Raw genomic sequence first — 22689 nt, 5'->3', positions numbered from 1 at the left:
GACTCTTCGCGAATGAGAAGGTCTTGCGGGACCGGGCGGCGGGAATCCCGGATCAGGCCGTGGCAGGCGCGAATACACCTGCGCCACCGGTCGAACCCGAAGCGACCGGTGCGATCGTGGAGCACGGCGAACTCGCCGGCAGACCGGTCGTCACCATCGCCCTCGATGACACCCGGTTCGTCAGCAACCGGCGCGAGATCTCCCCAACGGACGGCGACAGCGCCTACCACCGACCCATCGACCAGGCTGATGTGCTCGCGGAAGTGGGCGACCCCCGGAACCAGTGCTGGGCGATTGCCCTGGGCATGCTCGGTTTCCCGGCGCGCAACAACGGACTCGGCGGCACCCCGGTGTGGCAAGCCGTGCAGGAGCACGGGTGGACCGCACAGCAGTTCGAGGTCGACCCGGAGCAGCCGCACCAGCAGGTCGAAGCGGATTTCCTGGCCTGGGTGAACGGCTTGGCTCCGACCGCGCGCAATGGTGCGGCGTTGCTGGTCATCGACGGCCTGCACCAGGCCCGCGGCCGCGTCAACGCCCACGTCCGGTTGTGGAAATTCATCTGCGACAGCGAGGGCCGCAACGGGACGATCCTGGAAGAAGATGTGGGCAACGGCCGCATCGGCGCGCCGAGGGAAGTCGAGTCGGCGCGGACCCTGCGGCGCATCTGGACCGTCGCCTTCACCGCCGGACCGAACCGTGTCAACGACGCGACCACCGTCCTGCCCGGCGGTGAAATCGCGGAGGTACCGACGGATGTGGTCGCCGGCACCACTCCGGCAGCGCCCCCGCAGGCCTCGAGTGGCATGGGCGCCGTCCGGCTGGCTGCTGATATCCGCACGCCGAAGTTGCCGTTGGACAGGGCCTTCGAGCGAAATATGGAGACCGACCGGCAGCCGACGTCCGCTGGCGCGGAGCCGGTGAGCGCGATGGTGTACGCGGACGAGACGGTCGACGAAGCGATGTCGGAATGGTCAGCGGATCGGCGTGCTGCGGCGCGTGAGATCACCGCATTGCTGGCCCGCTTCGTGCATGGCGAGATGGTCGGTGATCCGGTTGGGGCGATCTGTGCCCTGCCACTGCCGACCGGGGGCATCCGGATCGAGATATGTGGTCATGCGAACGACGTGGCTGCCGTCGAATTTCGCGTGCCGGAGGGCGCTGATCCCGAGGGCGCCGAACTCGACGCGGCTGTGGTGCTGTCCGCGACGGGCGCGATGCCGGAGTGCCGGTCCGCGCTGCTGCAGTGGTTGGTGCAGGAGTTGGCAGGTCATCAGCGCGCGGACGAGGCGGCGGCGTACGTGCTGGCGACGGCTTTCGAGACGGCGTCGACGGTCGGTGTGCGCGACGAATTGTGCACGTCGCCGGTGCGATTGGTGATGGAGTCGTATCGGCGGGGCACCGGGGTGACCGGATTCCGGGCCGCGGTGGCAGATCCTCGCCTGGGAACGGCAGTCACGGTCGAGCTGTCGGCGCAAGTGTCGGACGGTTCTGCTGTGGCGGGAACGTCGGTGTGGCAGGTGGCGGTGCCGGTCGAGCAGGGTGCGGATCTGAGGGTCGTTCAGACGGCGGTGGAGGCCGGATGGCGGGCCCGCGTGGGCTTGGAGCGAGGATTCCGGCAGGATGACCCGGAATTCAGAGCAGGCACCTGCGCGGTCGAGGCCCGCGACTTCCTGGATGACGTATTCGCTGTAGATGGTGGTCCACGTGCGATCCGAACCGGCACGGTGCTGTTCGTCTATGACAGCGCGCAGGCCATCTTCCGGGCGACCGCGGTCGACGACAGCGGTGTACCGATCCACGAGCGCACGTTCGCCGCCACGGAGCAGCCACCGGTCGAGGATGTTCGTCCTGCGAGGTCTGTGGAGGTCGGGTCACCGACGGTGGTGGAACGTTTCGATGCGGGCGAGGACCCCTGGGAGGTCGAAAACCGACTCCGGGAGGTATTCGGATCCGTTGTCGCGGTCTGGGCGGACGACAAGTGGAAGGACAACTGGAAGAAGGGTTTCGCTGGCGTCTGGATGGGTCTGCTTGCAGGCAACATGGTCGGTTTCCTGGGCGCAGGCCGCCCGGTGGAAATGACGCTCCGGTCAGCCGACGGGAGCTGCCGAGGCCGGGTGTCGGGCGGTCCCCGAGGGTCGGGTTTCTTCTTGTTCAGCCCCGATACCAGCACGGTGGTGGTGCCGGTCGACCGAAAGAATCTCGGGACGCCAGTCAACGATTTCACCATCGGCCGTCAGCCATTCGATGATTCGCCGCAGGGGATAGCAGACGGCGTGCTGGCCGCGTACCTGCGTCATGCGCAGTCCGCAGCACCGGCGCGGTTGACGGTGTCCACCAGCGACGAATCCCGGGACGATTTCCGGGCGGTGCTGAGCGATGGCGAGAATTCGGAGCTTGTCGTGGACGCGCACTCCTTCGGTCAGCCGTTAGCAGGGGTGTTGCGGGTGGAATTCCCCGTTCGCACGGATGCTCAGCGAGGAGCAGTCCAGCCGATTGCACGGGCCGTAGTCGAGGGAGTTACGCGCTACGTCGCCCGCAACAGAGACGACGGGTCTGCTGTCATGTCGGTGGCTCCGGGGTGGGAACCAGCACTGTCGACGGTGCTCACGGAGGCGTTCGACGGCATGCCATCCGGACGGGTGGTGTTGACCGCTTCCTGGTCGCGGAGGACAGGGCGCATTCCGACGCTGCGGATGGAGGTGCTCGACCCCGACACGGGTACGTCGATCGCGGTGCGAACGATCGTCCCGGAGTCGGTACGGGGCGACGCGGACGCCGTCGGAGTAGCCCTGCATGATGCCACGGCGGGCCGTACCGCCAGGATGCTGCGGACCGAGCGAGCTGCGGCGGCGCAAGAGCAAGCGCCGAAGGCTGCCTATCTCGCGGACTTCACCGCGCGAACCGGTATCGATGTCGTTGGGTGCGATGACGAGTCGATCTCGTTCAGGGCGGTACTGCGTTTCATTGGCAAGATCGATGAGGAGCTCTCCATTGTCAGGCGGTTCCGGCCGTCGCTCGACGTCATATTGCGGAGCATCAATGTCCAGTACCTGGGCCCAGAGGAGGCGGTTGCCGAAGCTACGGGTCCGGCGGTCATTGTCAATAGCTGGTACTTCACCCGTCGAGGGCTGGAGCGGTGGCGCCGTCGGCTAGAAGCGCAGGGCAGAGCAGTCCGCGCGGGAGGCCTCGACAACCTGCTCGAGGCCCTGGCCAAACATGAGGTCAATCACACCTTCACCTACGCCACCGATTCCGAACGCGCCTACGTCAACATCAACTTCTGGTTGAGGGAGGCGTACGAGCATTTCGTCGACCGTGGTCTGGTGACCTGCTCCATAGAGGATTGGGTGGGTCTGCTCAGCCCCTATAGCCGAGACAAGGGGGCGGAGAATACGCACCTTCTGGTCAACGAGGACGAAGCCAGGTCGGAGGCCCCGGTCCAGATCGAGTACGAGCACTTGGACGATCCGACTCATCCAGCGTTCGTAATAGACGCGGTGCGGTGGGGGATCTCCTATCAGGAGTTGGCGACCTGGGCGATCGGGATCCGCAACGGCACCGGGCCGGTTTCCGAGCCGGACCCGCACCGGGCACCATGGCAGTCACGTTTCTTCCCGCCGACAGCCGATAGGCCCACAGACGGTGGCAGACCTGCGCTGGTTGGAACGATCGACCGGCGCGAGTTGCCCGCGACTGCCGAGGAGCTGCGCAGTCCCACTGGAGAACTGAAGGGCGTCGACCGAGAGTTTCTGCGCTCGCTACGGAAGTCTCCCCAGGATTCGTCGGGTGGCGGTGGCGCGGGCGGACCATCGACCGGTCGTCCGGGACATGATCCCGACGCGCTCTGGGAGCCGGTGAATGAGCGTGTGGCATTGGGACTTGCGCCGCGCGGTAGTCGGGCGAGTCGGCGGTATGGGCCGGAAGTGGTGTTCGCGGCTACCCCTGGGATGTCACCGGAGGATGGGGCGCACGCGTTCGCGCCGCCTCGCGGGCGTCCTGATCCGTTGGCGCCGAACAAGTCCCGGTCCGATGTGCTGCGGCAGAACGGTCGCGAGGCCGTCGATCCGGAGCGTGCCGGCAACGTCGCGGCCGGGGGCAGCGAGGGCGGAGTCGGCGACAGCGAGGCGCACGGTGTTCGCCTCCAGGGTGAAATCGCGGGAGTACCCGCGGATGCGGTCGCGGTATTGAAGGAAACTCGCGACCTGGAGCAGCGGCGTGACGAGTTGGCGCGCGAACTGCGAGTGTCCGATCCGAGCCGGTTGGACGCGGACCAGCAACCGTGGACGGTCGACGGTGCACTCGCGAATCTCCAACAGGGGGTCGCCGACGATCGACAGCGGCTGCTCGATGACCTCGCGACCGAGTTGGGTGTCCAACCCGAGCAGATCGATCTGAAGCGCCTGACGCTGCCCCGCGAGCTTGCCGCGTTCTGGGTGCTGGACGACCGCCGCACGGATGTCCTGAACCGGGAAGAACGCCTGCCACTGCTGGCGGCGGTGGTGGAACGCCATCGCGAGTTGACCGCCGAGTTGACCGATGCCGACACCGCGGCCATGGTGCGGGCGGCCGATGACGCGGAGGCGCGGGCCTGCGGTCCGGTGGTCGAACGGATCATCCGGGACGCGGCACTGACCGGCAGCCCGGACGGTGAGCCCCGCGGCAACCAGATCGTCTGGTTCCCGGTGCAGCGGCGTCTGATCGTGGTCGCCTTCGACGGCGGGCATGAGCGCGCGCTGATGCGATTGGCGATGGAGCACGAAGGATTCGCGGGTGTGCGGGATGCCACGCCCAGACACGACGGGCAGAAATACCGAATCGAGCGCCGCACTGTGCCGCGCCCGGAGGAACAGCCCGCTATCGCGCAGCCCGAGGTGCTGGCCGGGACCCGGCTGGTCGACCAGTCGGAAATCGTTGCCGCCGTCGCCGAAATCCGCGATCTGGAACAGCGGCGAGATGATCTGGCCGCGCAGCTGGACCTCACGGACCCGGCTGGTCTGGCGCCCGGTGCGCCGGTGTTCGACCAGCTTTTCCACGAGGTGCGGCGTGACTGGCTGGGACTGGCCGACGAGCTGCGCGTCGATGCGGCGGACGTCTCGAATGCCATGCTGGATGTGTTCGGCGATCCGGACGAGATGGCCGCGGATGACCCGTTGCACCGATGGGCGCAACATTTCTCGGCGTGGAAGGCCCGGCGCGCGGAGATCGTCCGGCGCGACCACCTGATCGGCGAGCTGGTTGCGCGGGTCGACGAACTGCACCGCGCCGTCGCGGCACTCGACGACGAGGTGTCCAACCGCTACATCGCGGCGCGGTTCGCAGGTGGCACGCAGGTGGGTGCGCATGCCGTTGTGGTCGAGACGCCGGGCGCGGAGATTCCCGCGCTGTATGTGGTGGCGTTGGCGGGCAGGCACGAGCGCGCCATGATCGACTTGGCGCATCGGGATCCGGCGGAATTCGCCGATGTGCATCTGCCGCCGACTCCGCGGCGGCCGCAGCGGTACCGGATCATCCGGGTCGCGGTGGAGCTGGGTCCCGACGGTGCGGTGGCCGAGGCCAACTCGAACCCGGTCACTCCGGTCGGTGGCCACTACCAGCTGAGTTCGACCGAGATCACAGCGGCCTTCCTGAAACTGTATCTCCAGGCGCGCTCCGCCGGGCTGCTGCCGGAGCCGATCGGATTCCCGGAGTGGCTGTCGCGCGGCGGATTCGGTCCCGATCCCACCTTCGACGACCTGGCGCGGGCCGTTGCCGACGCCGATCCGGACGATGTGCTGGACATCTTCGGTGCGAAGGAGGCCGCGCGCAAAATAGTCGACAAGGAATTCACCCTCGCGGACCTGCACTATGACGTCGACTCCGCCGAAGACGCAGACGCGGCGACGGTCACACCTGTCGCGGTGCTTTCTCGGGTGGTCGAACTCGATGAATTCGAGTTCCAACTCCAGATGGTGAAGCTCGGGCCATCTCGCTACGCGATCGCGAAAACGCCTGGCATCGCCCGCGATCCGGGCGGTGTCGTGTCGGGCCGGTTCGGTGGCCGGGAAGCCGACAGCCCCCGCAAACTCGTCGACGACATCAAGGCGCTGCTGAGCGACGGCACCGCGGATCTGGGTATCGAAACAGACACGTCCGCACTGGAACTGGAAGCTGTCGACTTCAGCCGGGAGCTGCAAGAGAAGCTCGACCAGCGTGTCGCGGAGCTGCCCGGCTGGCGGACCTGGCGACTGGATCCCGCGACCCCGACCGGCGAGCTTCCGGCGAGTGCGCGCACGCGGATCGATGCTGCCGTGCGCGCGGTCGGGGAATTCCATGCCGACATCGCACGGTGGTGCGCCGAACTCGATGTCGACGCGACCGGGATGGACCAGGACCAGGTTCGGGATGTCGTGCAACAAAAGGTCCTCGAGATCTATCGGGACATCTCGAATCACTCTGACTGGCAAGAGATAAAACGTGTCGAAGCCCTGGCGAACCGTGTTGATTCGGATGAGGTGTGGCGAATCGGTGCGGCGGCCGAGAAGGAGCTGACCGCGCTGCTCGACGCGGCCGGACTCGTTGTTTCCCGCAATCAGCTGGCCGCCGAGCGCGCGGTCCCGCTCAACGAATGCGTCGGGTTCGACGCGCTGCGTGGGCAGCTGATCATCGCCGGGAAGCCCGCGGACTTGGTGCTGCTGGTCCGTCGGCAGCTCGGTCTGAGCCCCGAGGAACTTGCCGCACGGGGCATTACGATCCGCTATAAGCAGGCTTGGGTCGACCGGTACGGCGCACGGCAGATCGAGGAGCTGACTGGCAACCCTGAACATCCCGACCCCCAAGCCAATTCCGGGTGGGACCATTACCTCGGCTCGGAAACAGGCGGTCTGGTGAACCGGATCGTCGACAACCGCACATTCGCGCAGCGAATCCGCGACGGACTCGACTCCGGGGCCAAGCGCGACAATGACGTGAATACCACGATGCACCGGCGAACGGAGGTGACCTGTCAGGACGGAACCAAATACACCGAGTATTGGTTCGCCGACGGGGAACTGGTCGATGTCGCCGAGGCACAGTCGATACTCGCTGGTGCGGTCCAGGACCGGCCGGTGGAGTTCTATCGCAACTCGCCGAACAGCTACTGCCGACCGAACAGGGGCGATTCGGATCTCGAGGTCTCCGATGTCCTGCGGAACGCTTTGCTGGATTCCACCAGCGGTCATCTGCTGATCATGTATGACGCGCTGTTCGGGCAGCAGCCGGACCGGCACTTCTACTGGTATACCGATGGCAGTTGGCGGGCGCTCAGCGCCGACTATCACATGGGTGTCGAGCGTGCGGCGACTCCGGCCCCGCGTGCGCCCGGAATGCTGTTTTCCGCTGGGCGTATGCAGTCGTTGTATAGGGACGGCACGGACGTTTGGATCCACACCCGCCGTGTTCCGCTCGCGGAGGTCGATGCGGCCTGGCAGCGTGTGCTCGCGGTGGCGCCCGCGTTGCGCGAGCTCGGTCAGGAGTCCCTCTACATCGAAGCTTCGGCGCAAATACGCGAGATCGTGCGGACCGCCCCCGACGCGACCGCCGATTCGAAACTGGCTCCGAAACAATCCGTACCAGTGCTACCGGCCAGGCCCGACTTCGACCCATTCTTTCGTCGGCCCCTGAAACCGGCGGAAGTCGTTGCCGCCATGAAGCGGGTAGACAACCTGGCCCGTGAGCGCGACGATCTCGCCGATCTGCTGGGCATCGTGGACCCGGCGGCTCTGACCTCGGCGGACGCGCGCGGTGACGTCGAAGTCGCCCGACTGGTCGAACTGGTCGCCGAACACGATCGGTCCGTCGCGGAACTTGACGAGGACGTGTCCAACCTGGCCGTCGCAGATCTCAGTGCGCGGTTCTGGATCGGACACGAGGCCGCTACCCAGGTGACCGCACACGTCGCCTATACCCCGCAGCCGTACAACGCCGGGACACTGTCTGTCGCAGCGCTGCCGGGCAGGCACCGTGCCGCCCTGGACGACCTGTGTTACCTGCAGCCGGGGTTCGCGGATCTGCGGAAACCGACGATCCGGGCCAGCGAACAGTACGAGGTCAGTTTCTACGAGGCGGTCATCGGGCCGGACGGCACGGTGCGGGCGGAGCTGATTCGAGATTACGAGGACGCGCGCCTTTACGACGGTTTCCGTCACCCGGATCGAGATGCGATCCGGACAGTGTTGCTGACCGAGTATCTCCGCGCGCGCAGCCGGGGACGCCTGGACAAAGATCCTGAGCGGAAGTCGAAGGCAGCGAACGGGCTAGCGGACTGGTTCGATTCGGACTCCGCTTTCATGAAGCGCCATCAGCCACAGACGCGCGTTTCCGATAATGAACCCGACTTCGCTCGCCGACGAGCGATCTGGCTGGCCGATCGCGAGGAAGACGTCGCGCCGTTCAGCGTCCACGAGATCCTTCGCAAACTGGAAACCCGGGAGCTCACCGGCGCGGACGCCTGGCACGAGCTCGATCCGGATCAGCCGGTGGGCACCGAGAAGGAAACCATCCGGTTCGGCAAGGAATGGGCTTTCCCGGTGGATATCTGGATGGCCACCGACGACGAGGGCGACTACCGGATCGCGCAGCCCCCACAGGCGGGCAGCACCACCGGTCATGTGGTGTGGGACTGGTTCGGCGACAAGCGCGCGCGCAAGAAGAAGACGCTGGTGCGGCTCGTCACCAACGCGCTGAAAGACGGCAAGGTGGCGTTGATACCCCCGGTCGAATCCGGGCGGTCGGTCGACGGCGCCATCTCGCGACCGAATCTGGCGGCGCACCGACAGGGCGGCGGGGAAAAGCTCTGTGGGCTTTCCCTGCAGAAGTTCGTCAAGGCATGGGCGGGCCCGCAAGCAGGCGCGAAGATCCATCCGGCCGACGAGAACGATCCGAGTATCGCCCGGATCATCGCCACCCAGGGCATGGACAAGAACGATGCCCTGGAAGGCATCGTTGCCGGTTGGCGCGAGAAGAAAGTGGGCACCGGGGCGACGGCGCTGCGGTCGGTGCTCGCCCGCGCCCGGTTCCGCGGCGCGGCGACCGTGGTGGGCATGGACTGGGTGGGTCGAAGCGACTTCGGGCACCTGGCCGTGTTCGTGGAGGTGGACACCGAGGAATTCGCTGCGGAACTGAACAGCCAGCACCCGGAATGGGATGGGCACGAGTACATCCGGGTCGGCGAGACGGTGCTTTTCGACCCGATCCACGGGCTGCTGCGCCACGAGCAGATGGACCAGTGGGCGGAGCAGACGGGCGAGGTCGCCGGGGACGTGTGGATCGCGGCCATCAACCGCAACCGGCAAGCCGAGGTCCGGTTCGACGCCGATGTGCAGAAGCGTCGCGGTCCGGGGGCGCGACGGTTGGGCGCAGGGCCCTGGCGCGAGCAAGCCCCGGCAGGGGGCGGCACCGCTGGTCACGTGATCGCGGACCCGGTCGCCGCGGCCACCCAGCGTGCACTGGACCAGGAGCTTGCGCGTGACCCGGGTGGCGAGCAGCTCACCGGCCGGGTCGCCTGGCTGCCAGCGACGAACCGGCTGTTCGTGGTGGCACTGTACGGCGAGCATCTGGCAGCGCTCGATGAATTGATCACCGCCCATGAGGAGTTCGCGGATGCGCTGTGGCGGCGCGGATTGGCGATCCAGTATGTGCGGCCATCGCCATTGCGCACGGGCGTGGAGATGGTGCCCATCACCCGCGATCAGGCGGAGGGACCGTGCCGGCGCGCAACGTGGGAGGAAGCCTGCGGGGCGTTGGTCGAGGGGTATGTGCAGGCACGCAAGCAAGGCACGACCGATGCCCCCTTCGAGGACTGGCTGCTGCTGCTCGGCGACGACGCCTTCTACCAGAAGAAGGATTTGCCGACCCGGTTCCGCAAGGGCGCCTTCGATGCGCGGAAAGCGGAATACGATGCGCTTCGGCAGGATCCGACCGCGATCAACCATGTCAACGACGAGTCGATGTCCGATCTTCCGGATCGAGGCGACATTCACGTCGGTCGGCTCCGCAGCAACATCATGGGGATCGGCTACCGGATGGCGGAGGCGGACCCGATGGTGGTGCCGGGCCATCCTGCGGAGGTGATGCAGCGCCTCTACCTGCGTCAGATTCCGATGCCCGAAGTGACGCCGCCACAGTTCCGGCAGGACGACGAGCGGTTGCTCGACCTGCGTGCCCTCGGGTATCCCAAGCTCTCGGTCGGTCGCGGTTCCACTGGCTATGGGATGCGTATTTCCCGTCGGGGGAATGCATTGTCCGCGTTCCTCGCTCGGGAAATGACTTTCGAGGCCAGCTACTCCTTTGAGGTGTCCGACAGGATTCTCGCGGCGCTGCGGGGTGGTACCGACGACCTGCCCGCGCATCGTCGAGCAGTTGCGACGGCGCCACGAACCAAGCCCGCTCGGTCTGGCATCCAGGCGAATTTGCTCGCCCCGACCGACTCCTATGCGAAGAATGCGTGCAGTCGGGTCCTGGACCGGGTCGCGGGGGAATACAAACGTGAGGGATGGCACGGGCCCAGGAAGCTCAGTCATCACGTTGCGTGGTTCGACGGGAAAGGGTTACTGCTGGTCGTCGCCGCGGAAAAGGGCAAGCATCTGGAGGCGCTGGCCGAGCTGGCCATTACCAGCGACTACTACCTCGACGTGCTGTACCGGTCGGGATTGGACATCCAGTACCTGGAAGTGGCCCCACACCCCGATGGCCGGATGTATGAGCGAGAGATCACCCGGGACGAGGCGGAGGGAGCGTATCGTCGTCCGACCTGGGATGAGGCTGTCGCGGGGTTGCTGTCGCAGTATCTGACGCTGTGCTGGTCACTACAGCAGGACGGTAAGAAAGCACCCTCATGGCGGGCATGGCTGGGTCTGCTCGGCAAGGACGCGTTCTACACCAAAGCGGACGAGGCGCAGCGGAGGCAACACAGCGAAGCGGAGTACAACAAGAAGAAGGACAAGTACGAGGCGGTCCGCCGCGATCCATGGACGCTGAACCACGCGAACTACGCGTCCGAATCAGACTTGCCGTATTGGGACGAGGTCGTCGAGGGCCGGTTGCGCGGCGACATCCTCGATTTCGGCTACCGGATGGCCCGCGACAATCCCGAGCTGCAGCGACCGGATCATCCCGCCGGCCTGCTCTACAGCATGGCGATCCGCGAACGGCCGCTGCCGTCCTGGGCGGACTACTCGACCGTGCCGGACGGGTGGGAGGTTGCCGGCGACAAGCAGTACCCGGTCGCGATTCCCGGCCTGGGTGAGATCCCGCTGGCGTTGGACACCGACAACAAGCGGTGGTGGGTTCCGCGTGCTCGGGCCGGATGGCCGCGCCGCGCAGCGGTGTCCAACGTGCTGGCGCAGTGGTTCTCGGGCCGCAACGACTCGAACCCGAAGCGCCTGACACGCAAGATCGGCAAGTCGCTGCAGAAGCCGCGCAAGGATCTGGGCCACGGCGAATTCGGTGACATCGGTGCCGCGGCGGCGGTCGCGCGGCTGGTCGGCGTTCCGGTCGACCTCGGCCAAGCCCTGGTGCGACGGGACGTCGTCGACCAAGGCTACGACGATCTGACGGAGTGGGCGCGCAGCGAATGTCTCGTCCTCGAGTGTGGCATCGCACACCTGCGGAAGCTGCTCGAGCGAGCCGCCATCGATGTGGACGCGCACCGTGTCGGCGTGGCGTTCCCGATCGAGGAGATGATCCGCACCGGGCGGGAATTGAACGTCATCATGTGGCGGCTGACCCATGTCCTGTGCCAGGACACCGTCGGCCTGGACTTGGCGAAGGGGAACGATCGGCGGCTGCTGGAACTCGCACTGGAACTGCCCGCGGCTGCGAACGTCATCCTCGAGCTCCTCGGGGCGCTGTCGGCGCAGGTGCCTGGAGCGGACTTACCGGATTGGCCGGAACGTGAGCGGCAGATTCTCCCGAGGGATCTCAACCGGATTGCGCAGCCGGTGGCCGAGGTCTTGGCCCAGACGGACCCCGTCGAAGCGGCCCTGATATGGCAGGACCAGGCACGTCCGTGGGCGGAGATACTCAGCGCGTTCGGAAAGGACCGCACTTGGGCCCGGGATGCGGACGCGCAACTGCTCGCGTACCGGAAAGCGACCAGTGCCGAGCAGGACCCGCCGTTGGCAGCCGGCGTCGAGCCCATCGAAGGTCCGTCGGCCGGCGTCGTCGCGGCGGTGGGTGCGGCCAGTGCGAACGAGATCGGCGACCTGCGTGAGCAAGCGCGGGATTGTCTGACGCGGGCGGGTTTTGCCTTGGGGCAACTGGACATGTTCCGCGGCGGCGTTCCCGCGCCCGAGGATCCTCGATGGGCGGTGCTGGCGGATGCCCTCGCAAGACAGCCGATGACCGTGTGGACGCAGGTGGTCGAGGATCTGCTCGTGGCCGATTCCGCCGACACCGCACTGGTCATGGTGGAAGGTGCGGACTACCACCATGCGATCGTGCTGGTCCGGATCGACCTCCCCGAGGGCCCCGAGATCATCGTGTTCGACGGTCGACTACATGGGGCGCACGAGCTTGATGCCTGGGCAGAACTCGACCTCGAGAACGGTGCGCACCGGACGGCGCCGGTCCGTGCCGTGCTGTTCGACATGAACGACGAAGACAGTATGGGGCCGGATTTCGACCTGGCCGTGCCGCCGGATGGCCCGCCCCGGGCCAAGCCCATCGCGGGCCCGCTAGGCCCGCAAGACCCGGCCGACAGCGCCCAGGTGCCCGCCGCCGCAGGTGGCGGTGATGGGGTGCACGCGTACGCGCCGCCTCGCGGGCGTCCTGATCCGTTGGCGCCGACCAAGACCCAGTACGAAGTGTTGCGGCCGAACGGTCGCGAGACCGTCGATCCGGAACGTGCCAACAACGTCGAATTCACCTTCGCTTACCCGGATCGACAGGGGTTGTTCCGCGGCCTGGAGGGAACGCGGTACAGCACTGCGAGTTTGGGCGATTACATCCTGATGGATGCGGCGCCCAGGGACGGCCGCATCCACTTCCGCTTGCATTCGGACACCACCCATACCTATCTCAACCTCTCCTACGGTCCGTCGGAGCCGGGGCCCGCCGGATTCGCGTACGGGGGGATCATCGACGGCTGGCTGGTGTCGTTCCCACTGCACAGCGCGGGTTTCGGAACAACAGACAACTGCGCGAAGGCCGCCGCGCAGACCCGTTTCGAGCTGTCACGCAGCGGGGTGGACCTCGGGCTGGTCGACATGCCCGAGGAGCATCAAGGTCCGCTGTGGCGCGCCGATGGCTCGGAGTACGGGGTGGATCAGGTGATCTCCGGCACCGTTGATCCGAAGCGGATGTTCGCCGGGTACGGCGACGATTTCTGGGTGGACGTCGTCGACGCGACGCAGGTCGACGGCGGGATGGCGGTGACCTGTCGGATCAACCTGGTTCTCGGCGAGTCCGTTGACGTCGAGTGGCGGATGTGGCAGCGGGACGAAGCGAAGACGGCGGAATACCTGCAGGTCGATGTGGGGCCGAATCCGGCGCGGATTGCCCCGGCATTGCGCGCACTCGACCAGAAATTGACCGCCTGGCTGGCCGAATCGGGTTTTTCCTGGGCCGAATCCAAAGGGTTGCCCGCCGACGTTATCCAGCTCGCCGAGGCGGCGATTCGCCCCGCCGCGCAGCGGCAGCGGGAACTGCGGGCGCGAGTCCTGTTCATGGCGAACGAGCGGGCACGCATTCTCGACGCGGCCCGCGAGTCGCTCCACGAGCTGGGCGCCGATATCGACCCGGAGGATGGCGCTGAGGAGCTGAGACAGGCCGCGTGGGCGATTTTCGGCGACCACCGCGACAATCCCGAACTCGCTGCTCGAGCGCAGCCGGTCCTGCGAAGAATCCATTTGCACAACAAACTGCTCGACCGCGAGGGCGAATTGTGGCTCGAGCTGGCCGAACTGCGCCAACAGGTGGAGGCCGCCGAACAGAACGCCGTAGGTTCGCACGCCGACGTCGACGCGGCGGGGGATGCCCCGGCGGACGAGATCGGTCGCGGCGAAGTCACTGTCGGCCTACCAGGACTTACCCAGCAGGAGCGGACGGCGGGCGCCCTGGCTGCGGCCAACTGGTTGCGCGAGCGCCTGGACGAGTCCAATTGGGGCAATAACGAACAACGCTCGCGGGCCTGGATGGCCGTCATGGATCTGGTGTCGGCGGTGTTGCGGGATACCACCGGTGAGGTTCGCGTGGCGGCGGTGATGCCCGATCCGCAGGATCCGCTGCGGGTGGAGGTGTTCGACGAAGGTGCCGACACCGATTCGATCCAACTCGCCGTGGACGGATTTGGTGTCGAGCTGCTCGCCGACGGCGCGGGCAGGGTGAGCTGGTTCGAAGTAGCGGGGTCGGACGGAACGGCCGACCAGTCGTCCTCGGAGCAGGATGACGAGGGCTGGCGGCGTGATCCACTCTGGATCGATTTCAGCGGGACGATCGAATTCGGACTCCCCGAGCCCACCTCCAACGGAACCCACCGGCTCACCATCACCGCGAACACACTTGACTCGGAGGTCAAAGACTTTCTAGGGGCGGCGTACTGCCATTGGCTGGCTGCCGCTTTGCAGAATATGACCGGTTGGGACATCGTCCACATCGAGTCGAGGCGGGACGACGGGATGTGGGAGCCCGTGCACAGTGCCGTGCGTACTCCGGAAGGGGACCTGCTCGACATCAACGGCCGCCGTAGCCTGCGTGAGGTCGAGGAACATTATGGCGGCGCCGAGTCGGTCCGCCATCGGATCGTGGCCGTAGAGCTGATGCCCGGTGACGTACTCGACGACATACCGGAGCTGCGCGGCGACCGGTTCTGGTGGGCTGCCACAAAGCCCGTTCAGTTCGTCGTGGTGGTCAGTCACTTCGCACGCTATTTGTTGCGCCATAACGGGTACGCCGACCTTGCCGCCGCGGCTGCCAACGAGCAGATGCCGCCTCCGGCGCAGTCGGGACCGACCGATGCGGGCAGCGGGCCGGACGTGACCGAGCGCCAGGCGCTGTCGGAAGGAGCGCCGACCGGTGCGGGCGACGAGTCACCGCGGGCACATTCCGACGAGGCCGCGCCGCTGCCGGACTCCGTGGACCATAGGCCGGTCGGTACTGCCGCCGACCCGGCGTGGCTGGTCGAGCAGGATCTGGGCGTGGCAGCCGGAGTCAGCGACGGCGGGCTGGTCAAGTCGCGCAACGAGGACCGGGTCGGGGTCGCGGTGGTGCGGCGGCGCGGGAAGAATATCGTGATCCTGGTCGCTGCGGACGGGGTGTCCTCGTCGACCAATGGCCAGGAGGCCGCCGAGATCGGTCGCGATGCGGTGCTGGCACATGTGCGGGACGTCGCTCGGCGCGGTATCCGGTTCAAAGCCGACCGCGCTGTGCTGGACGGTATCGGTCTGGCGCAGCAGCGGATCGACGAGCACGCCGCCCAGAACTATGCGGACCAGCAGTATCCGCCGCAATGCGCTATCGCTGTCGCGGTGCTGGAGGACGGCTGGCTCACTACGGGTGGGGTCGGCGACTGCGAGGTCCACTGGGTTCCCCTCCAGGGTGCCGGGGCGCATCGACTCACCGAACCGCACACCGCGATCGCCTTGTACACCAAGCAGCACCTGGCCGAGGGCAAGTCGCAGGCCGACGCCGAACGCCTCGCGGAGGCGCAGGCCCGCGAATTGCTCCAGATGCACGCGATCACCCACCGCCTCGGCAAGGACTGGGGTCCGCCACCTGGCGCGGCACACGTCACCCGACGGCGGGTCAACGAACCGGGCATGGTGTTGGTCTGCACCGACGGTGTCCCCAACACCGTGTCCGCGGCGGCGATCACCGCGGCCGTGCGCCGGAACCCAGACGACCCGATAGCGGTGGCGCGAGACCTGGTCAGCCAGGCGAAGGCAAACGCCGAAACCGATAACATCACCGCTGCCCTCGGCATATACCGCACGAAGCAACTGCCCGGCGATGAATCGGATCGTCCCGTACCGGGATCCGGCGACAACACGATTACGCATTTCAATCACATACCGCCGCGCGTACTCGAGAAATTGTTCTACCAACTCCCGCAACCGTTCGGGCCGGACAGCGATCGGTGGACACTCGCCAACGCCGCCAGTACCACGCTCTACGGCCCTTCCACGCAATCCAATATCGCCGAGAAAATCGAAAAATGGGGCCGGAGCGGTGTGCCCGCACTGGTGTATGACCTGGAAGACGGTATCCCCGCCGATAAAGTTCGCCAGGGCATGGAGAACCTTGTCGAACAGTTCGGTATCTACGCGCGATCAGGTCGTGGTCCCCGCCCGCTGTTGTTCGTCCGAGTGCGCACACCGGAGCACATCACCGAATTGGTCGAGCGCCTCGGCGACGCCGCAGGCGTGCTGACCGGTTATATCTTGCCGAAGTTCACCAACGCGGACCCTATGTCTCGCCGGTTCCTCGACACGATCGAACGCTTGAACGCCGAACACGGTCTGCACCAATACGCCGTGCCGATTATCGAAACCTCCGATTTCGCGGACCCCGTGTCTCGGGTGCAGGCCAACCACGAGACCAAGGCGCTCATGAACGAATACCCCGGTCTGGTGCTGTGGTTGGAGGTTGGGTCGGCGGACCTTTCGGCATTCTTCGGTATCAACCGATCGAAAGAGCGTCACATCTATGAACTTCCGCCGGGTCGCGCGATCGAGGACATGGCGACCATTCTCGGCAACGTGGTGCGCCGAGAAGTGGATGGAAAACAACACTTCGAGCGCGAATATCTCCTGAGTGGCCCCGGCTGGGAATTCTTCGACAAGGCCCCCGCACCCCGTTTCTGGGATACCGATCGGCGCTACGGGGCGGCCGTGGCGCGGCTACACGAAGGACTCATTCGAGAACACAAGATCAGTATCGATATGGGAATGCACACCACCGGTGCGATCCACCCTGATCAGGTGCGAGTAGCGCTAGCCATGGCAGCCGTGCCGTATGCTCACTACGAATCCGCACTGGCACGCCTCGGCCGCGAGGAAGAAGGCGGCGGCGGTGTCCACGGGGCGGCCGCGGAGGGCGGCGGCAGCCGGATAATGGGCCCACCCATGGGGGCTTGGGCTTCGCTGATCATGGCTCGGGCGAAAGTATTCGGTGTCCTGAAGCCCGGAGTCGAGTTCCACGAATTGCTCGGCGCCAGCTTCCTGGCCGAACGCAGGCGACGCGAAACGGCCGCACAGCTGCCGGCCCCGTGGGCCCGGCTGACCCGCCGGGCGCAGGCCGCACCTCCGGCACAGACGGCCGAGGGCACGGCCGGCTATGGGGCGCCGGACTCACCCCGCCCCGACGACGGCAACTACCAGTGCGGTCCCGAAGTAGTGAATGCGGTTGCGGTGCGGGCGCGGGAAGCGGGGAAGCGCACGGACATTCGCCCGCTGCCCAGGGCAGATTCGGACGGGACCCCGATCAGTGCGATAGAGGGTGCGCTGGCCGCCCCTGATGCCGTGCCGGTGCTGGCGCAGTGGGTGACGGGCGAGGCCGATCTGAAAGCCCGGATGCGGCGAGGCGACGCGTGGACAGCGGTGCTGTTCGACGTGACGGTTCCCGCCGCGCGGGCTGACGATGGAGATCTCGGCCATGCCCACGTGCTGTACCGCACCACAGCGGGCGACTTCGAATTCGATGACACGGCTCGGGCTGGTTTCCCGGACGGCGACTTCCTGGCGCTCTTCCTGGACGAGAACTTCTATCCGATCGCAGCGGGGATACCGGACGCGAACGGCGAGGTGCGTTGGCGCGCGCCAGCAGAGGACCCTGCTGTCGGCCACGAGCCGACACCCGCGGATGACGACGAAGCCGAGGAACAGCGCCAGGACACCCGACCGCCGACTAAACCCTCGGCACCGAGGCCGGATGCCCGTCCCGCGGAGTCTGCGCGGTCGATACGGGATGAGACGCCCCGACTTCGGGAGCCGGACGCACCGAGCCAGCCGCGGCTGAGCCTCGATTTCCGCACGCGGCAGGTGTTTTCGGACGAAAAGCCGCCCTATCTGCGCCTCGCGCCGCTGGTGTCTGTGGCCGGGATCCATCGGCCATGGGAGGTGGCGGCGGGGTTGCGGCGACTGCGTCGGCGCAGCAAGACCGTGTACGAGTGTGTGGTCGGGATTGCTCTGCGTGAGGCGATGCTGCCGCCCGCGGTAGTGGCCGCCGAGCTGGGGCTGCCCGTGCACGAGGTCCTGAACCATGCGAATGAGGGCATGCTGGGACTGGTTGGGTTCCTGTCGGAGGAGAACCCGCCGGAGAACAAAACAATGGTCATGCTGGCCGACGCGCGGGAGCACTATCCCGCCGCGCTTACCGCGGGTATCGGCGCGCTGGCTCGCGTCTACCCGGAGCAGGCGCGCTGCCTGGAGCTGTGGCAGATCCGGCCGCGGGTTCGGCGTGCCGACATGGCGCGGGAAACGGCCGATATGGCACGGGTATTGGGTGTCGATGTCGCGGAGTTGCGGAGCGCGCTGGATGCCGGGGCGCGCTGGGCGGTCGACTGGCTGGCCGAGCGAATAGACGAGCTGCCCGAGTCCGTCACCGGCGCATGGACTCCGGAACGCGGATTACTACGGCGGCCGGTTCCATTCGTCGGTGACCTGGACGAGGACCGCGAGGAGCGCCCGCTATCGCGTCCCGACGCGGCCCGCTTCGCGGGAGCGAAGGCCTACGGACCAGATCTGGCCGCGGTATTCGGTGCCCCGGTGCGTGGCCTGGACGCGATGGGGCTGCCGGAGGCGGACCCGTTCCGCGGTTTCGGCCGGTGGACGCCGCAGGCGTTGAAGGATGGTGCCGTCACGCACATCACCGGCCGGGAAGGCCGGGAAATCGGCGGACGTTCGCCGGCGGACGTCGATGTGGCGGCGGGGGACGCCCGCGCGCACGAGATCGGTCGAGCCGCCGCCGGCGCGGGTCGCGGCGATGGCGGTAGCTCGGAACTGCCGGACTCCGCTGACCAGAACATCAGGCCGGTCGGTGCCGCCGCCGACTCGGCACTGGCCTCGGCGATCTGGAGCCGGCACGGCAACGCCGTGGTTCAGCGGATTCTCACCGAAGTCGGCAGCCTGGAAGTGGCGAAACAGCTGGCCGGCGAGGTGTTTCGGCGAGCGCATCCCGGCTTCGGCCGGATCAGCCTCCGGGATCTAGACCAGTGGCTGGCGCGGCATATCCGGGACGTAATGGCCGATCATGTCGCGCAGGATCTGCTGCGCAGCCGAATCGCCCGCGCCGCGACATCGGGCAAGGTGTCTATGACCGGTGTGAAATGGTCGCGGCTGGACGCAGCACTCGAGCAACTCGACGACCGACACCGTGAGATCCTCGAGCTTCGCTTCGGTGATGAGAACATGTCCACCACGGAAGTCGCCAAGCTCTTGCCGGAACTCGGCGGGGAAACCGAGGTTCGTACCGCGGAGCGCGCGGCGCTGGACAGGGTGGCCGCGTTGATGCGCGAGCACACCACGGTGAGCCGGCTGTCCGTGGTTCGGGCCGAGTTGGACAGGGATCGCAACGCCTGGCTGGCCGCCCTGGCCAGACTGGCGCCGCGTCAGCGGCAGTGCCTGCAGCTGTGGCTGTTGGACGGCTGCTCGACACCCGAGATCGCCGAGCTGATCGATGACACCGAGTCGAATGTCAAGTCGCTGAAACGGACTGCCGCTCGGAATATGGCGGTGGCCGTGACCGGAGGGACACTGCCGATCCTGGGTCAGCGGGCCGAGCTGGTCGAAACGGTATTGGTCGAGCACTACCGTCGCTGGCGCTCCCGGATCGGATTGCTGAGTCCGCAACAACAACGTTGTCTCCAGCTGCGCTTCCAAGCCGGCCTGAACGATGCCGAGATCGCGCGACGGATACCGGAACTCGGTGAACGTGAGGTCGCGGCCCGAGTCGGCCATGCCATCACCCGGATGACCGAACTGATCTTCGGTGACGAGCCTCGCAAACTCGACTGCGGGGCGCTGGTTATCGCCGCGCGGGACGTCGACCGCGCCGCGCTACTGCACTGTCTGCGACAGCTGCCCGAGAAACACGCTGACTGTGTCACGCAGCGGTACCTGCAAGGACTTTCCGCCGAGCAGGTCTCGAAGCAGTTGGGCTGCTCGATCCGCCAGGTCACGCGATATGAGCGTGCGGCCGCGCTCCAGCTGATCCGACTGTTGCCGGCGGCATTCGGACCGAACTATCCCCGTTTGGGCGAGGCCCGGCAGTCGACCGCACGGGAAGTGGCCCGGGTCTCGCGGGCTCGGTTGGTGGATGTGTTCCGGGTGTTGGTTGCCGGAGTCGACGTGCATCCGGATATCGCTCGGCAGGTACGTGACGCGGCCGCATATCTGGGATACCGGCCGCCGCTACATCAACGGATGCCGTCGAAGCGGCGCCTCACCGTCGAGGATGTGGCCAGGAAGGCCAAGGTATCCGTGCGGACCGTGCACCGGTATATGGACAACCCGGAATCGGTGGGGGAGCAGACCCGGAAACGGTTGCGGACCACCATGGTCGCACTGGACTTCACTCCCCGTGCCGGTGGTCGCCCCGCGCCACAACAACCAGCGTCCGGACGAGCCGTCAAGCCGCCGACACCACTACAACAGGTGGCCCGCGCGGCCGAAGTGAACCCGACCACCGTGACCTGGGTCTTCACCGAAAGACCCACAAGGGTGACCAAGGCGACGGCGTTGCGGGTGCTCGACGCGGCCGACCAGCTGGACTACAAGCCGCAGGAACGGGCGAAGGCGCGGACGTTCTGGGACGCCCAACCCGACAAGCTGTCGATATCGGCGGTGGCCCGCGCGATCGGCGTGGAACGCACCACGGTGCAGCTGGTGTTCGGCCGCAAGGCCCAGGGAACGAGCGCCGATAGCAAATGGGTGAGCAAGCCGGTCGCGTTGGAGGTGCTCGCGGCGACTGTCGAGCAGGGCTACTCGGTATCGCCGCAGTTGCGGTTGTTCTGGGAGGCCCAGCCTGTTGTGGTGCCGAGAGCCGCGGTGGCCGCGGCGGCCGGGGTGAGTCCCAAGACCGTGTCGTGGGTAACCACCCAGCACGCGCCGGTCAGCGCGACCACGGCGTTGAAGGTGATCGACGCCGCCGACGTCGTCGGGTGGGAGATCCCGGTGTCGTCGCGGAAGCTGGTGCAGCGCAAGGCCGGTGTGTCCGACGCCAGGGTGTTCCCGGCGCTGGTCGCGCATCGGGCTGGTGCTGGTCCACGTTTGTGTGGCGTGGTGGCAGTGGATGTGTTGGCGGAGCACGGTATTCACCTGAAGCGTCCGCTACGGATCGATGCCGACAAGGTCATCGCCCAGGGTATGGACCTGAACGAGTTGTTGTCCGCGTTCGGTGCGGACACTGCGGACTTCGATTCGGTGGATGACCTCGCCGCGCAAGCCGAGGCGGGCAAGAAGGTACTCGGGGTCGTGGATTACGGCCAGGCGGGCGGCCACGTCTTCGTGCTGTTCCTCGGCGACGACGACAAGGTGTGGGTGGCCGACTTCGACGGTCATCGGAAGGTGGTGATGCCGTTCGCGGATTGGCCGAAGCCCGCTGGTGTGGTGGCAGTGGAAGGCGTTGTGTGGGGCGAGGACGGAGCGGAGTGGCCTCTCGAGCTGGGACAGCCGCCACGTAAGCGCAAGCGGCGCTTGATGGTCGGACGCCGCGAACGGTTGTTCCCGGGCGAGTTCGACGACGACGGCGTGTCCTGGACGGTCCGTCCACCGGACGCCGGGCCGCGCCCGCCAAGAGAAGATGCCCCGCGCACCGGTGGCTACGTCGCGAAGATGGTGCGGGATGCGCAGGCCGGGAACGGTGCGGCGCTGCGTAGCCGATTCTGGGCGCCACTGATGGACTGGATGCTCGAGCGACTCGGCGATGAGGATGCGGCGCGGGTCGCTGTCGAGGAGGTACTCGAGCGGATCGCCGCAGGAACGCTGGCGCCGACCGAGGATGTCGGGGACTGGCTGGGAGCTATCGCCGAGGCTGTGGTGGCTGGGCCGGAAGCCTCGGTAGAAGCCGTGGCCAGGCCGGTCCCGCATGGGGCCCATGGGGCGGCGAATCGAGAAGGCCACGGTAGGTCTCGTGGGCACTACGATCTCGCCCCGGAGGGTGTCCGCGAGGTATTGGGTCCTCTCGCCCGTCATTTCCGGTTCGATAATCGAGGCCGCGTCCGATTCCTCGGTGGCAGCATGCTGCGGTCGCAGGTGGAGGCGTTCCAGGATCAGTTCGCTGCGCTATATCCGGAACTGGTGGCGATCGGCGCCGCTGACTGGCATGCCCTGACTCTGGACCGTATCCGCCAGGTCGTGTCGGAGGCTCCGCTGGCTCGGTATGTCAACCGGTATGGCTTGGAGCGTCCGGTAGACGCCGAAGGTGAACCGTTGCACCCCGAGGAGGGCATCTACGGCAGGGTGGAGGCGGACGGTGCGCTGCGCTTCGATGTCTATGCGTCGCAACGCACACCGAGCGGTCGGGCAATGTTCGATGAGCTGTGGCGTGCCATCGGTGAAGAAGTGCGTTCTATTCGCGGCGTGTGGAAATCCGGCACCGGGCTGTCGGACAACCTCGACTCCTTCAACAGAGGCCTCCGAGCGGGCTGGTCACCGAAGGCCGCCGCGATGGACACCTGGACCTGGAAGATGGCCGCGGCCAAAGGCTTCACCGAGGTGGTCATAGAAGCCCCAGCGG

General features: G+C 66.7%; 1 protein-coding gene (running past both ends of the window). It reads left to right on the top strand.

The whole window is internal to an alpha/beta fold hydrolase gene (locus AB0B25_RS07320; protein WP_357176029.1) on the top strand: the coding sequence, 151173 nt in all, runs 52036 nt past the left edge and 76448 nt past the right edge, and what appears here is coding positions 52037-74725, spanning codon 17346 (partial) through codon 24909 (partial); the first complete codon in view begins at position 3. Both codon boundaries (start and stop) fall beyond the window edges.

The organism is Nocardia sp. NPDC049190 (assembly GCF_040648115.1).
Classification (GTDB): Bacteria; Actinomycetota; Actinomycetes; order Mycobacteriales; family Mycobacteriaceae; genus Nocardia.
The sequence above is the reverse complement of the archived record's forward strand: the minus strand, read 5'-3'. Positions and strand labels throughout refer to the sequence as shown.